Origin of the sequence: Collinsella aerofaciens, from assembly GCF_015546965.1 — a bacterium.
In the GTDB taxonomy this organism is placed as follows: Bacteria; Actinomycetota; Coriobacteriia; order Coriobacteriales; family Coriobacteriaceae; genus Collinsella; species Collinsella aerofaciens_X.
In genome coordinates this window covers 18,699-33,275 of the sequence record NZ_JADMUF010000005.1, presented here as the reverse complement: position 1 = coordinate 33,275, position 14,577 = coordinate 18,699, and the positions used below count along the sequence as shown (strand labels likewise).

Annotated in this window: 12 protein-coding genes; 6 read left to right on the top strand and 6 right to left on the bottom strand. The window is 63.6% G+C overall.

Annotated features, from left to right (window positions below; genetic code table 11):
• Positions 1-10: 10 nt before the first annotated feature.
• The 5 genes from I1M21_RS04830 to I1M21_RS04810 all read right to left on the bottom strand — a co-directional run bounded on the left by I1M21_RS04830 (position 11) and on the right by I1M21_RS04810 (position 6,089).
• Positions 11-1,945 carry a Stp1/IreP family PP2C-type Ser/Thr phosphatase gene (locus I1M21_RS04830; protein ID WP_195192648.1) on the bottom strand — a complete coding sequence of 645 codons (1,935 nt, stop codon included), beginning with the start codon at positions 1,943-1,945 and terminating at the stop codon, positions 11-13.
• Positions 1,942-2,358 (bottom strand): FHA domain-containing protein, encoded by a 417-nt coding sequence (locus I1M21_RS04825; protein ID WP_006235180.1) that lies wholly within the window; start codon positions 2,356-2,358, stop codon positions 1,942-1,944. Before I1M21_RS04825 ends, I1M21_RS04830 begins: the two co-directional genes overlap by 4 nt.
• A 6-nt stretch (positions 2,359-2,364) precedes the next feature.
• Complete coding sequence (locus tag I1M21_RS04820) at positions 2,365-3,378, bottom strand: FhaA domain-containing protein (protein WP_035136732.1); 1,014 nt, start codon at positions 3,376-3,378, stop codon at positions 2,365-2,367.
• Positions 3,375-5,228 (bottom strand): serine/threonine-protein kinase, encoded by a 1,854-nt coding sequence (locus tag I1M21_RS04815; protein ID WP_195192647.1) that lies wholly within the window; start codon positions 5,226-5,228, stop codon positions 3,375-3,377. Before I1M21_RS04815 ends, I1M21_RS04820 begins: the two co-directional genes overlap by 4 nt.
• A 144-nt stretch (positions 5,229-5,372) precedes the next feature.
• On the bottom strand, positions 5,373-6,089 hold the full coding sequence (locus tag I1M21_RS04810; protein WP_195192646.1) for a hypothetical protein: 717 nt from the start codon (positions 6,087-6,089) through the stop codon (positions 5,373-5,375).
• A gap of 115 nt (positions 6,090-6,204) precedes the next feature.
• Here I1M21_RS04810 and dnaX point away from each other — a divergent pair, with 115 nt between their 5' ends.
• A complete protein-coding gene (dnaX, locus tag I1M21_RS04805) occupies positions 6,205-8,685 on the top strand; it encodes a DNA polymerase III subunit gamma/tau (protein ID WP_195192645.1) in 2,481 nt (826 codons plus the stop codon).
• A 21-nt stretch (positions 8,686-8,706) separates the two neighbouring features.
• Here the strand turns inward: dnaX and I1M21_RS04800 are convergent, their stop codons facing one another.
• Positions 8,707-9,180: a hypothetical protein gene (locus tag I1M21_RS04800; protein ID WP_195192644.1), complete on the bottom strand. Its 474-nt coding sequence runs from the start codon at positions 9,178-9,180 to the stop codon at positions 8,707-8,709.
• A 340-nt stretch (positions 9,181-9,520) separates the two neighbouring features.
• On the opposite strand from I1M21_RS04800, the gene I1M21_RS04795 reads away from it, so the two are divergent.
• The 5 genes from I1M21_RS04795 (at position 9,521) to I1M21_RS04775 (ending at position 14,385) form a co-directional block, all read left to right on the top strand.
• Entirely contained in the window at positions 9,521-9,841 is a 321-nt protein-coding gene (locus I1M21_RS04795) for a YbaB/EbfC family nucleoid-associated protein (protein WP_006235174.1), read from the top strand.
• 13 nt (positions 9,842-9,854) lie between these two features.
• Entirely contained in the window at positions 9,855-10,451 is a 597-nt protein-coding gene (recR, locus tag I1M21_RS04790; RefSeq protein ID WP_006235173.1) for a recombination mediator RecR, read from the top strand.
• Positions 10,452-10,696: 245 nt separating this feature from the next.
• Complete coding sequence (locus I1M21_RS04785) at positions 10,697-11,602, top strand: hypothetical protein (protein WP_195192643.1); 906 nt, start codon at positions 10,697-10,699, stop codon at positions 11,600-11,602.
• Positions 11,599-13,443: a serine/threonine protein kinase gene (locus I1M21_RS04780; RefSeq protein WP_195192642.1), complete on the top strand. Its 1,845-nt coding sequence runs from the start codon at positions 11,599-11,601 to the stop codon at positions 13,441-13,443. The genes I1M21_RS04785 and I1M21_RS04780 overlap by 4 nt, the downstream gene beginning before the upstream one ends.
• Before the next feature lie 3 nt (positions 13,444-13,446).
• On the top strand, positions 13,447-14,385 hold the full coding sequence (locus tag I1M21_RS04775) for an FHA domain-containing protein (protein ID WP_138340893.1): 939 nt from the start codon (positions 13,447-13,449) through the stop codon (positions 14,383-14,385).
• Positions 14,386-14,577: the final 192 nt, after the last annotated feature.

Here is a 14,577-nt window from a genome sequence, read left to right as displayed (position 1 = left end):
CACTCCCTTTCTAATTCTTATCGGAGGCTTCGGCCTCGGCGGACTGTTCGGCGGTTTTCTCGGAATCTGATTCGGAGGTCGATCCCTGATTGGTGTTGTCGCGAATCGTTTGCGCGTCGATCACCTGGCGGGTCTGCTCCTCGTCGATCTGGTGGCGGTACTTGGATATCGTGTCCTGCGCATCGTCGACACTTGTTTGCGGAATGCCCGCCTTGAGGCGGTTTTGCGTGTCTTCGGGCAGGTCGGACAGCTTGATGCTGGTTTCGCTTTCGAGCCAGTGGAGCTTGAGTCCGAGCGGCTTGCCGGGCAGGCCGCGCCAGACGGCGACATTGCCCTGGTAGGTACCCAGGTAGTACGAGCCGGTGACACCCGTGTAGGCCCAGATGCCAGCTGCCAGCACAAAGACGAGGGCCAGGATGGCGGCGATAGTAACGTTGCGGCGACGCACGCGTTGCGCCTCGCGCATGACGCCATCGTCAACCAGGTCAACGACTACTACGGTCACGTTGTCGTGGCCGCCGGCGGCAAGCGCCGCGTCCACTAGGTTGTCGACGCAGATTTGCGCGGTTGAGGATTGCGTGGCGATGTTCTCGATATCGCTATCGGGAATCATGCTCGAAAGGCCGTCAGAGCACAGGATCAGGCGGTCGCCTTCCTCGATATGCAGAGTGAAGTGGTCGGCATACATGGCGGGGTCCGAGCCCAGCGCACGGGTGATGACCGAACGGTTGGGGTGGACGCGAGCCTCGTCTGCCGTGATCTCGCCGGCGTCCACGAGCTCCTCCACGTAGGAGTGGTCGCGGGTCACGCGGATGAGCGTGCCCTCGTGGAGCAGATAGGCGCGAGAGTCGCCCACGTGGGCGATGGCGAGCGTGTCGTTTTCGATATAGGCGCAAGTGGCTGTGCAGCCCATGCCGGGCTTGCCCAGGCCGTTCAAGGCGGCCTCGATTACGGCGGCGTTAGCGGCCTCGACGGCTGCGGCCAGGCGCGCTGCGTCGGCGGACTGCGGGGCCGTCTTGGCAATAGTCTCGACGGCGATGGAAGAGGCTACCTCGCCGGCGGCGTGACCGCCCATGCCGTCGCATACGCAAAAGAGCGGCGACTGCACCAGGTAGGAATCCTCATTGTGCGGGCGCACGCAGCCAACGTCGGAGCGGGCGCCCCACATGAGTTGCGTGGTGGTACCGGCGTCATAGGTCGAGTCGGTCTCGATGCGCTCCTCGGTCAGGGGCTCAAAGCTCATGGTCGAGCCGGGGTCTTTGAGCTTGGCCTCAACGGCAGCAACGTCGATCTCGGCGGTGTCACCGGGAGAGACGGTGTCGGTCTCGGCGTTTGATTCGGAATCACCGGTGTCCGGGGAGTCGGGCTCCTCGGAAACGCGGGCGGTCGACTCGTCATCTTGCGGGCTGACGTCTATAGGCTCGGGCGTCGCAAAGTGCGACGGCGCGGGCGTGTTTTGCGAATGGGTGGCGGGCTCGGCCACGGTATCGGACTCGCTTGCGGGCGCAGGCTGCGGGGTCCTGGGTGCAGGGCCGTCCTCGGGGGATGGCCCTGCCTCGGGCGCCGACGTAGACGCGGGCGCAACCTCGGATGCCGGGGCTATGGGAAACGCCGGCGCGGCGGGCTCGGGTGCCGCAAACACCGCAGCGCTCTCGTTGATTGCCGCGGCGACGGGCTCTGCAAAGTGAGCCGGCGCCGGGGTTGCTTCGGGCGCTGTGGGCTGTTCCGCAACATGTGCGCCGATGGGCGCCGCTGCGGCATCCTCTTCGTCCTCGTTATCGGCGAGATCCGAAATATCATGCGTTACATGCGAAAGAGGCAGGGAGAACACGGTGTCCTCGGGCTCCACGGGTTTGGAGCCCGCCGGAGCGGCGTGGGCCGGCACAGCTGTGGCGGCAGCCGGTGCCTCGGTCATAGTTGCGGACTTGTTCTCCTCGTCGATCATCGACGGTTCACCTTCATGACCACGTCGCCAATCTGGACTTCGTCGCCCTCACGCAGCGTCGCGGGCTCCACGAGCTGGCGGCCGTTGACGAGCGTGCCGTTAAGCGAGTTGAGGTCCTCGATGATGAGCGCCGGGCCCTGCAGCGAAAAGCGCGCATGCGAGGCCGAGACGAACGGTTCGTTGATGCAGATGTCCGAAGATGGCGAGCGACCGACGATGACGGGGCCGAGCATGTCTACGTGGATGCCGCGGATACCGCGCGGACCCTTGTCCACATCAATCGTCCAGATAGCCGAGTCGCGGCGCTGCCCGCGCACAAGTCCCACGCCGGTCTTCATGACGGCGAACAGGAAGATATAGAGCAGGGCGACCAGGACGATGCGGCCTGCAAAAAGGACGATATCGATGTTCATAAGCGACTATCCCCTAAATTCAAAGGTGCTCAGGCCAAACGTCAGCAGATCGCCGTTGCGCAGCGGGCAGCGCGTAATGCGGCGGTTGTTGACGAGCGTGCCGTTGGTGGAATTGAGGTCCTCGATCGACCAATCCGAGCCCGTAAAGGTGAGCTGGGCGTGGCGGCGCGACACGTTGGGGTCGCGCAGGGCAATGTCGGAAACTGAGCGCTCGCGACCGATGGTCACCTGTGCGGAGGTGATGCTATGGCTCTCGCCGCTCACGACGTCGACGAGCTGGGCGAGCGGGCGCTGCGGGGCGCGAGTGCTCGCCATGTTGGAGGCGATGCCGGCTGCGGCGCCTAGGCCCACGGCGGCACCGGTCGCGGCGGCTCCGCCCATGCCGGCAAGCGCGTCGCGCGAGACGGTCTGCGGCACCGGGATGGGTGCGGCGGCGGGGTCGGGGACGCTAGGCGCGAAGGGGTCTGCCACGGCAAGCGGGTCGGGAGCGGCGGCGCGAGGCGTCGGCTGCTGCTGGGGCATGGCGGCGGGGCGCTGCTGCTGCGGGGCAGCAAACTGCTGCTGGCCGGCGCGCGGGGCGCTGGCGGCGCGGCTTGCGGCCGAGTTATTCTGTCCCAGGCCGTTTTGGTAGGCGCGCTCTTCCTCGTACAGGCGGCCGAGCGTGGGCGCATCGACGTTCTCGGCAAAGACCGAGAACTTGCCGGCGCGCAGCTGCGGATCGATCATAAAGCGCACGAGGGGCTCGCCGACAAAGACATAGCGGCGCTTTTCGGCCTGCGCCTTCACAAACTCGCGGACCTCGCGCGAAAGCTCGGGGTAGAACGGGGCGAGCATGGGATCGTCGTCGGCGGCGATAAGGATGGTATAGAGTGCCGGCGCCGTGTTGACGCCGTTGATCACCAGAGTCTGATCCTCCATGTCGCGAGCGGCCTGCTTGGCAAGCTTCTTAAAGGAGAACGGGGCACGGGTGGCACCGAAGATGCCGGCCACGTGGTCCTCGAAGATGTTCAGGAAGTTCACGAAAGATCACTCTCCGTATAGGTTCTTTGGTATCCGAGCAAATATAGGCATATCCCAACGATTATAGAGGATAGGATTCCCGCAACCGCCGCCTTGGCGATGACCGCGGCTGCAAGGCTGGCAATTTCCATATGGTGTGCAAGACAGGACGCCGCTGCGCAGCCGATGCCGGTGACAGCGATGGCGGCGATTGCGGCAAGGTTTGAGCCCTGATCGGCACGCTTGGCATGGGCATTGAGCAGCGCGGATGACGCTGCGGCAGTTGCCGCGACCAGCACAAAGGCAGCCCAAAGGAGCGGGTCTCCCAGCGCTGCGGCAACGTTACCGAGCCCCAGCACGCCTCCGGCTGAAAGCGCGACCGTGGCCAGACGGGCAAAAAGCGCGCCCATGCCCGTTGCCGCGGCGGCGCTTGCCGGGCCGAGCCAAAATGACGCGACGCCGGCGGCGACCCCAGCTGCCAGGAAGGTATTGCCGGTCAGACAGCCAAGCGCGAGTGCACAGGTGAGCGCGGCGCTCGCGGCAGTCTCGGTGCGACCCCAGGCGATCCACCAACCGGACATGGCGGCGGCAAAGATCACCGCGACGGGCAGCATCGACAGGATGCCCTGCGCCTGCATGGTGGCGTTGGCCATGAGCACCAAAAAGCCCACAGCCGAGATGGCCGAGCCGATCTGGGGGGCCAGGCCAGCCGCCGCTCCGATCGCGATAGCCGCAATGACCAGGCCGGGAAGTGCCGCGACTCCGGCCGTTTGCATCAGCAAAAAGCTAAAGGTGCCACACGTTAGCGCCGAGATAGCGTGCATGGTGTAGTCACGCGCATGGCTCCAGCGCACGCCCGCCCAGCCGAGTGCGGGGTCGACCTCGATGGCGTCGCCTTCGTAGTGCGACGGCTCGATATCGTCGAGCTCCTGCTCGTCATCCGAAAGCTCGCCAACCATTTGCTCCAGGCTGCGACGGCCCTCGCGTACGCTGCCCAGACCGGCAAGGAGCTGGTCACAAAATGCCTCGATGCTGTTGGGGCGGTCCTGCGGCATGGGGGAGAGCGCGCTCATGAGCGCAGCCTCGGCTCCCGGGGGAAAGTGCGGGATGAGCTCGCTGGGGTAGGTGGCGCCGCCGATGATGCGGCCGAGCGAGTCGGCGGGCGTGGCCGCCATAAAGGGAGCGCTGCCGCACAGGCCCTCGTAGATCACACAGGCGAGGGCAAAGACATCGGCGCGTTCGTCGACCGTGCCGGTCTCGATATCGAGCTGCTCGGGCGGCATGTAGCCGATGGTGCCGCCGCACGAACCGCCAAAGCCACCGGCGGACGACAGTCGCGCCATGCCAAAGTCGGTGAGCTTTACATTGCCCGAGTGGTTGATGAGCACGTTGGCGGGTTTAATGTCCAGGTGGAGTACGCCATTACTATGGGCGAAGGTGAGCGCCTGGCCCAGGGCATCGGCAATGGCCGCGGCCTCGTCAAAGGTAAGTGAGTGGCCGTCCACGCGATGCAAAAATTCGGCCAGCGACATGCCATCGACATATTCCATAACCAGGTAGGCATAGGCTGTGTCGTGCGTAAAGTCGATGACCTGCACGATATTGGGATGTTGAAGCATGGCGGCGGTGTGCGCCTCGCGCAGGACATCCATGATGTCGCTGGCGGGCATGCCGGCACCGTTGATAAGGGGGATGCGCTTAATGGCGACGCGGCGGCGCAGGTGCGTGTCGCGGCAGATCTCGATGGAGCCAAAACCGCCGGTCGCAAGTGTCTCGAGCGGCTGGTACCGCTTGAGCAGCTCGCGAGAGCTGGTGCCCTCCAAGGGAACGTCCGGCGAGAACCGGGCGGTATGTTGCGAGAAAAGCGGCATGGCCAACCCTCGTGCGTTTAAAGTTCGTTTGCGAGCGGCGGGCGCGGAGCCGAGCCGTTCGCGGTGGCATAGATGCTGCTAGTGTAGCACGCTCGGGTGCATGGGGAGGATAGCGGGATGCGAGGCTGCCCGTCTGGCTTGGCCTTAGCGCTTCTTCTTGTTCTTCTTCTGCTTGCGCTGCTTGCCCTTGGTCTCCTGGGGCTTGTCGCCCTGCTTGGCTTCGGCAGCGGCCTTTTCTGCCTTCATCTTCTTGCGTTTGGTCTCGATGCGGAGTTTTTTGTTGATGCGTGCCTTAAGGAAGGTGCCAAACTGCTCGGCATCGCCACGGACGAAGGTGTCCTTGGGGATCGTCACGCCCTGGTCGGCGAACATGGCCACAAAGATGCGCTCGCCGTCGAGTACGTGGTCGAGCTTGTCAAACGGGAAGAACTGCGACTTGCCGCTCTTGCCCCAAACCATCAGGCCGTCCTCGTTGGCGGCGACGCGGCGATAGCGGCCACCCATGGACTCGTCGGCCTCGACGGCGTCGATAAAGTCGCGGGCGAGCGTGTGGTGCAGGTTTTTGCTCCACCAGGCCAAAAAGGCGCCGAATACGATCAGGACGACGCCAAACTTGATCCAGTTGCCGCCGGCCACCAGCATGCCGATGCCGATGAGCGCGGCAATCGCGGCGGCGACATACAGCGAGCCGCGACGCCTGGGCGAGGCGACCAGGCGTGCGAAGTCGGTGACCAGGTCGTTTTCGTACTGGTACTCGTTGAGGTACAGGATGCCGTCGTCGGCTGCGGCCTGCTCCTCGAGCGCGACCTCGACCTGGTCGGCTGCTTCGGAGGGAACGAGGTTGCTCTCTGCGTCTGCCATGCTCTTTAGACTCCTATCGCGGCGGGCTCGCCGTACGGGTTATTATGAATGCAGTATGCCGTGCGACCGCATGGCCGTCGCGGCAACAAGTCTCAGTATACCCGGGGGAGCACCCATGGAATCGTTGTACCGAAAGTATCGCCCGCTCACCTTCGACTCCGTGGTGGGCCAGCAGCATATCGTCTCGACGCTCGAACACGCCATCACCGAGGGGCGCCTGTCCCACGCCTACCTGTTCTGTGGACCGCGCGGCACGGGCAAGACCACTATGGCGCGCATTCTGGCCAAGGCGCTGCTGTGTCGCAATGCCGAGGCGGCGCGCGCCGAGGGTGCAAGCGGCTGCATGCCCGACGGTACTTGCGAGGAGTGCGAGCTCATCGCCGAGGGCAACCACCCCGATGTCTACGAGCTCGATGCCGCAAGCCGTACCGGCGTAGACAACGTGCGCGAGGAGATCATCAACTCCGTTAACTTTGCTCCGGTGCGTGGCAAGTACAAGATCTATATCATCGACGAGGTCCACATGCTCACGACGGCGGCGTTTAACGCGCTGCTCAAGACGCTCGAGGAGCCGCCGGCGCACGTGATCTTTGTGCTGTGCACCACCGACCCGCAAAAGATTCTGGAGACAATCCTCTCGCGCTGCCAGCGCTTCGATTTCCACCGTATTGGCAATGAGGATATTGAGCATCGCCTGTCCTATGTGTGCGAGCAGGAGGGCTTCGATTACGACGATGAGGCGCTGGCAATCGTGGCGCGCCATGCCAAGGGCGGCATGCGCGATGCCCTCTCCACGCTGGAGCAGCTGAGCGTCTTCGGCAACGGCACCGTGCATGCGGACGATGCCCGCTCGCTTTTGGGCGAAGTTTCGGACCAGATTCTGGGCGAGTTTGCGCGCGCCATTGCCGATCGCGATGTTGCCGAGCTCTATGGACTGATTCGTGCGCAGGTCGAGGAAGGAAACGACCTGCTGGAGCTGACGCGCGACCTGGTGGCGCATGTGCGTGACGTGTACGTTGCCTGCGTTGCTGGTGCCCGTGCCGAGCTGTTTGAGGGCGGCTCCGAGCAGGCCGAGGCGCTTGCTGCCGAGGCCGCTGCCTTTGGCGAGCATCCTGCCGACCGCCTGGCCCGTGTGCTGACGGTGCTCGACGATGCCGCACTGGAGATGAGGGGCGCGAGCGACGTGCGCCTGGTGCTCGAGATCGCCTGCACGCGTCTGGCGCGTCCCGAGGCCGATTTAACGATTGAGGCATTGGCCGAGCGCGTGGCACGCCTGGAGGCCATGGTTGCCAACGGCGCCGTGCCGGCGAGCGTGGCTGCTGCTCAGGCCGCCGCGCCTGCAGCATCCGTACCCGCTGCTGCCCAACAGCCGACGCTCATTTCGGGCGCCCGTGCTGCCGCTCCGGCGGCATCCGCTGCCCCCGCTGCTACGTCCGCGCATCAGGGTGGCATGCCTTGGGACCGCGGCGCTGCTGTTCCGGCTGCCCAGCCTGCGCCCCGTTCTGCGTCCGTGTCAGTTTCCAAGCCTGCAGCGCCTGCACCTCAGCCTGCGCCGGCTCCGACGTCTCAGCCCGTTGCGGCCCCCGCGCCTGTCACCGCTCCGGCATCTAAGTCCCAGTCCAACAATGCCGCCCAGGTTGCCGCCGCCGGTGCTGCCGAGACCCCCGCGGTCGAGGATGCCGGCGAGCTCCAGCGCAAATGGGCCGAGGTTGTCGAGCGTGTCAAGGCGCGTCAGGCTTCCTACGCAGGGCTTTTGCTCAACGCCCGCGCCACGGCCGACGACGGCTCCAAGCTCACCGTCTCGTTCCCTGCGGGCTCGACCTTTGCCATCAAGATGCTCGGCCGCGCTGACACGCAATCGGTGGTCCTGCCGACGGTCTGCGCAGTCTTCGGTCGTCGTACCGTCGACTATGTCTTGGATGGGGGTGGCACGCCGGCTCCTCAACATGAGGAGCATTCTCCATCTGCACGGGCTGCGGCATCTGCGGACCCGCAACCCGTGTCCTCGGCGGCCCCTGTATCCTCGAGCGCCAGCGCGCCGCAGCAGCAAACGGCGCCGGTAGCGGCATCGACCCCGTCGGCGCCTAAGCCCGCGGCGCCCAAACCGGCTGCTCCGACACCAGCGCCCAAGCCCGCCTCGCCCGCGCCCAAGTCGTCTGACCTGGGCAAAGCCCCCTGGCTACGCTCCGACAACCCTGCCGGCGCTTCTGCCACGGGTAAGCTCCCGACCGAGCCCGCACCCCGTGCGCCCGAGCGCTCGACTGCCCCCAAGGCTCAGCCTGTCGCGCAGTCCGCGCCGTGGGAATCCGAGCAGGTGCCCTACGACGACGCCATGGTCGGCGGCTTTGCCGGCGATGCGAGCGGGGACGATTTTCCTCCGTTCGACGTGCCGGGTGCGACGCCCGCGCCCAAGTCCGCTGTAGCTGCCCCCAAAGAGGAGGACGCTCCTGCAGCTCCCTGGGAGTCCAACCCCGGCGCCGGCAGCCCCTTCGGCCACCAGGGCGCAGCCCCGAGCATCCCGCAGACCGAGGACGAGGCCAAAGACCTCATCCGCAGCGTCTTCGGTCAGGCCACCATCTTCAAGCCGGTGGAGTAGCTGCGCAGGCGGGTATACTGCTCAAGAAGAGAACCCCTTGCCCGGGCACATCTGTATTTCGGACATGTGCAACGTGGTGCCGCGTATATCGCATTCGAGCAGACAGGTGCGTGACGGTCGGCCTAGGATGCTGAGGTCGATACGATACGCCGCATAGCTGTCCGTGTACTCGACTTGCTCGGCGTTGAGGGTTGCTCCGATTGTCAAGAAAGCGCCTGGTTCGGCATCGACAATCTTGGAGTCCTTTATCTTGACCTTGAACTCTTGGTAGAGGGACGGGCTGTTGTAGTAAACGGTTCGGGTTCCGTCGACGCACTCGTCGGTCGCCTCCCATTTGACAACGGGCTTATTCGAGCTGGCTACCAGCAGTTCTGCTCCAAAGGCTATAGCATGGGTGATGACAACCAACAATGCCCAGCCGACAAAGAGATAGAGAACCAAATATGCAACGGGGTGTTTTGAGCGGATGTTTTGGAGCACGTCGGGGGCATTCATGGGGCACCTCCAAATTGCTATCTATGGCAATCAAATTATACCCTGCTGCCATGTGCGCCGCCTCGAGTAGTGGCTCGGCATTTAGCCATTTAGTGGGACGCATAAAATGTCGGATTTCGGCTCTACAAGATTTAGCTTTCAATATTATGCAGATGCGAATTATTCAACTTTGCATAATTTTTGGGTGCGGCTTGCACTCCAGGACATGTATATCGACTGAGGTAGTGTGTCCGCCCCGTTCGCTGGCCTCGCGCCGTGGTACGATTTTTGAGTTTGAAAGTCCTGCCGTGCTCCGACTGCCCTTGCAGCTCGGCGTGCGGCCGCACGTAAAGGAGCCATCATGGCCGGTATGAACATGCAGCAGATGATGAAGCAGGCTCGCAAGATGCAGGAGCAGCTTGCCGCCGCGCAGGAGAACCTCAAGTCCCAGACCGTCGACGCCTCTGCCGGCGGCGGCATGGTCAAGGTGACCGTTAACGGCGAGATGGAGCTCGTCAACCTCACCATCGATCCCGATGCCCTCGATCCCGAGGACGTCGATATGCTGCAGGATATGATCATGGCTGCCGTCAACGAGGCCGTCCGCGGCGTCAACGAGCTCGCCAACAAGCAGATGGGCGCCATCACCGGCGGCCTCAACATCCCGGGCATGCCGTTCTAAGACACAAATATTTATGAGTGCGAATCACAGTCTGCAAAAACTGCTCGATGAGCTGGGCCGTCTGCCGGGCATTGGTCCCAAGTCGGCCCAGCGCATCGCCTATTACCTGCTCGAGGCCGATGCCGAGGAGGCCCGCCGCCTGGCCGAGGCCATCCTGGAGGTCAAGCAGGAGGTCCACTTTTGCAGCCGCTGCTTTAACTACGCCACGGCCGACGAGTGCTCCATCTGCCAGGACCCGATGCGCGATACCACTCGCATTTGCGTGGTGGGCGAGCCGCGCGACGTCCAGGCGATCGAGCGCACGGGCAGCTACCACGGTCTCTACCACGTATTGGGCGGCGTGATCAGTCCCATGGACAAGATTGGTCCCGAGCAGTTGCACATCCGCGAGCTGCTGGCGCGTCTGGGCCACGAGGATATCCATGAGGTCATCATCGCCACCAACCCCAATATCGAGGGCGAGACCACGGCGAGCTACCTGGCCCGCACTATCAAGCCACTGGGCGTCGAGGTGTCGCGTCTGGCGAGCGGCCTGCCCGTGGGCGGCGACCTGGAGTATGCCGACGAGCTTACGCTTGGCCGCGCCATTGAGGCCCGTCGCGCGATTTAGGTGGCGAGCCTGCTCCTGCCGTATGTTTTCCTCGCGACGCACGGGGTAGTCATAATTTCCCCGTGCGACTGTGAGTTTGTTGTGCAACAAAGATGCTTCGTATCCGCTTATCGCATGGATGCTTCCGCTCGCATCCTTAATTTGTCCATTCGTTGCGCAACCTTTTTGGTTCGCTGATACACTCAAATATGGATTCGAATGAATGCGCCGCTCCCGAGCGGCGTGTTTTTGTTGGAGGAGAACGCATGCGGCCCGGTGGCACTCAGACAAAGCGCGGCGCCGCGGTGCGCATACGACGCCGACTGGGCTTGGCGCCGCGGGCGTACGCACTGCTATCGTGCTCGCTGGTGCTGGTCATAGCTGGCGTTTCTGCCTATGGCATGACCGTGCCGTCCATGATGCAGGCGCATGCCGCACGCGAACCGCGCGTGGGGCATGAGGTCAAAAGCGATCTGGGCACCACGACTGGATATGCTTGGGCAAGTGTGGTCGGGCATATTGTGTTTGGCACCGACGATGCGGACGGCGCCGAGGCCCCGGACAACGAAGTCACGCTTGCCAATGGCAAAACCATCGTGCTCACCAGCACCAAGATCATCGATCGGTTGTCCAACAATAGCGTGGCGGCAACGGTGAATAAGGTCGAGCAGCAAAAGGAGCAGGACGCCCAGCAGTCCGGAAAGCCCGGTAGCTCGGATACTTCTGGCTCCGGCTCGGATTCATCGAGTTCGGGCGGCGGCTCTGGGGCGGGTTCCTCTACCGGAGGGTCTGGAAACGGCGGCTCGACGGGCGGCAACACTGACAACGATGCAAACTCCGGTGGCCTTTCCGCTGCTGAGGAAGAGAGCATTCACAGTTGGCTTGTGACCAAGTACAACATGCTCGACGGCTATGTTTCTCGTGCCAATGACGTGGTCTCGACCTATAACTCTACGGGAGATCCCAGGCCGTGCGACAGCCTGGTCGGGGAGATGTTTGTCATTCGAGCCGAGTTCGGTCGTCAGACATTCTCGCCCCGGTCAAAGTGGTATCAGCAGTATGCCAATCTGTGGGGCTGTTACACCAACCTATGCCAATGGGTCGGCCATTACGGCGATGATGACGTCGCGCTCGGTAACTTCAACAATAACGTGGCGGCGCTTGCCCTATGATGACCGATCTTGCATCCACCACACCACAATCGCTCGGTCGCGATCCCATGGTCGGCCTGCGCCTGGCGCGTGTCGACGGGTTTGAGCCGGCCATTGCGCTCGGTCAGGACGAACTGCCTGCCTATCTGCGTCGTTTTACGATGCTGTTTGCCGACGATGCCACCATGCGCCGTGGCGGTATCGGCCGCGTGACGCGTGCTGTCAACGCCCAAGGCGAGGCCGTGGCACTCAAGCAGCTCATCTTGCCGACGCGCGATGAGTTTGATGACGATGCCGCTCACGAGGCGCTGGTCGCCAAGTTCAAGGCGGCGTTTCGCGAGGAATACGAATGCCATCGCGCCCTTTCGGGCCTTAAGGGCTTTCCCCGCCTCTATGGCTGGGGCGAGGTCGACGGTGTGCCTGCAATTGTCATGGAATGGGTCGAGGGCGAGACGCTTGCCCGCTTGCGTTCGCGACTTGCCGTGGACGATGCCGGACGCCTGTCGCCGCTTGTGGCGGCGCGTCTGGGTCGCGACCTGTTCGATCTGCTCTGCCGCATGAGCCTGGTGGGCGAGGGCTTTGTCCATCGCGATATCTCGCCCGCTAATATTATGGTGCGCACGGCGCGTCTACCGCTTGACCGGCAGCTTGCCGAGGGCACCTTTGACCTGTGCCTGATCGACTTTGGCTCGTCGCTGGCGCTTGAGCCTGCGTCGGCCGTGGCCGGTACCGGCGGCAAGGCGTCGTTTACGGAGCGTTATGCCACGCTGCGTCGCGCGACGGTTGCCTATGCCCCGCCCGAGATGCTCACCGACGATATTCCCGACCTGCGCGCTTTGCGTATGTCGCCGGCGATTGACGTTTATGCCGCGGCAAGCACGGTTTACGAGCTCATTGCCGGCGTCGTGCCATACGAAGCCGCGCCGAGCACTTCGGGCACCTCGGGTTCGCGCAAAAAGACGCGCGACATCGCGAGCCCCTACCGTCTCAAGATGGACGCGCGGCCCGACTATCCCATTGGTGCCCATGCGCCCGGTTGCGATTTGACTCAGCTGCTTCGTCGTGAGCCCGATGTGGCGCTCGCCGCGGCCGAGCAGGCCCAGCAGCTAGGGCTTGAGCCGGATTCCGAAGAGCTACGCGATGCGCTGGCGTTTGTCGATGCCCAGCTGTTCGACGTGGTGATGGCCTGTCTGTCCAGCCATCAAAAAGATCGTCCCGAGCCGGCGGCGGTCGAGGCGGCGCTCTCGGCGTTTTGTGACCACTATGCGCAAAATGTCGGTCGTTCGCTCCGCGGCGAGCCGCTCACGCCGTGCCCCATGGATGCGTCTGGCCGCGCGGTTCGTCGCGCGCTGATGGTCGGCGCGACGGTCGTCTGTGGCGTGGTTTGGGCTGTGGTCGTGGTTTCGGCCGCGCTGCTGGCGTCGGGCGCTCGCGTGACGGCGACTTTGGGATCGCTCATGTGGTCTGGGTCGCTACCGGGTATTATTGTCGCACTGGCGTTGGCGCTGCCAGGCATAGCCGGCGTTGCCGCGGGGGCACTTGCGCGTGATCGGCGCTCGGGCTTCCTGCAGGGTGTGCTTGCGCTTTCTGCCTGCGAGGTTCCGGTGCTGGTTGTGGCTGCATGTAGCGTATTTTCCCAACGCGCCGTGATGGGCGGTCTTGTTGCCGCTCTGGTTGCAACCTATACGCTTACGTGGTTTTTGCTTGCGATGGGCTTTGCCTTTGAACTTCCCGTTTCGGCACCGCGACGCACAAAAGCCCAGATGGCGACTCCGCTTGCCGGTGGAGCCGCAGCTGCCCGTACTTTTGGCGGACCTGTCGAAGTATCGTCCGATTCTATTTCTACGACCAAGGAGGCCTAGGTCATGGCATCTCAAGTTGAGCTCACCCCATGCGGGGCCATGTTTGACATCTTTAAGCGCGCGGCGCATCTGAGCCATATCGAGCTGTGCGGCTTGGTGCTTTCGTCCCGTCCGCTCGCCGACGGCCGCAGCCCGCAGAGCCGAGCCGCCGATCGCTCTTGGGTTTCCCGCTTTATCGTTCGCGCGCCGGTCGGCACGCTTCAGCAGCGCTACTTTGCCGAATACGGTACCTCGGCTGCGCGTATTATGTCGCAACTGGCCCTGCGCCAGCGCAATCCCATGGACTCCACGGCTGTGATCAATATGGTGTGCGGTTCTGCAGGTGAACCGATGGTACGCGCGCTCGAAGAGTGCCACCAGGACACGAATCTCTATCGCAACGCGCTCGATCGCCTGTCCCAGGCGGCGGAACTCATGCCCGCCGAGCGCGCCGAGGCTGTGCTGGTGCTGTTTGTCGCCGTCGGTTGTTCGGCGGATGTGCGGTCCTCGGTGAACTATGCCATCGACTACGCGCACGCGACCTGTGGCGGAGGCACCTCCACGCCGCGTTCGCTTGGCATGTCGATGACCGCGGGCGAGCGCGAACCCGCCCCGGCGCACCCCTTGGGCTTGCTGCGCGTGCAAAACAGTTTTGTCGTGAGCGCCCCGCGCTGGATTCAGCCGAGTGAGCAGGGTGTTGAGATTGGCGCGCTGGCCACTGGTGAGGGCGATATTACCGACGTCGGCGACGATGTCTCGGCCCGCCATGCCCATATTTGGTGCGATGCTCAAAATATCTGGCACGTCGAGGACTTGTCGTCCACCAACGGAACCGTGGTGGTAAATGGGGCCACGCGCGTCTGCATTCAGGTCGAGCCCGGCCGTTCCGCCCAACTCAATCCCGGCGACGAGCTCAAGCTCGGCGAATCCACTACCTACGCCATTCTCTTCGGTGCTCTCTAGCCAGTCCTGCCAAATGATCCCGGCGGTCATCCAAAGTAAACCTTTACCGCCCGCCTATATTTGTCGAAATTACACTTAACGGCGGGGTACAATAAACCCGCATGCGGATTTCCGTTGCGGGCGCTTCCCATCGCCGGGGCGTGCCCGGGAGCATCCGGCATGCGGCCTTTGCGGCGCTCGGTCATGTGCAAG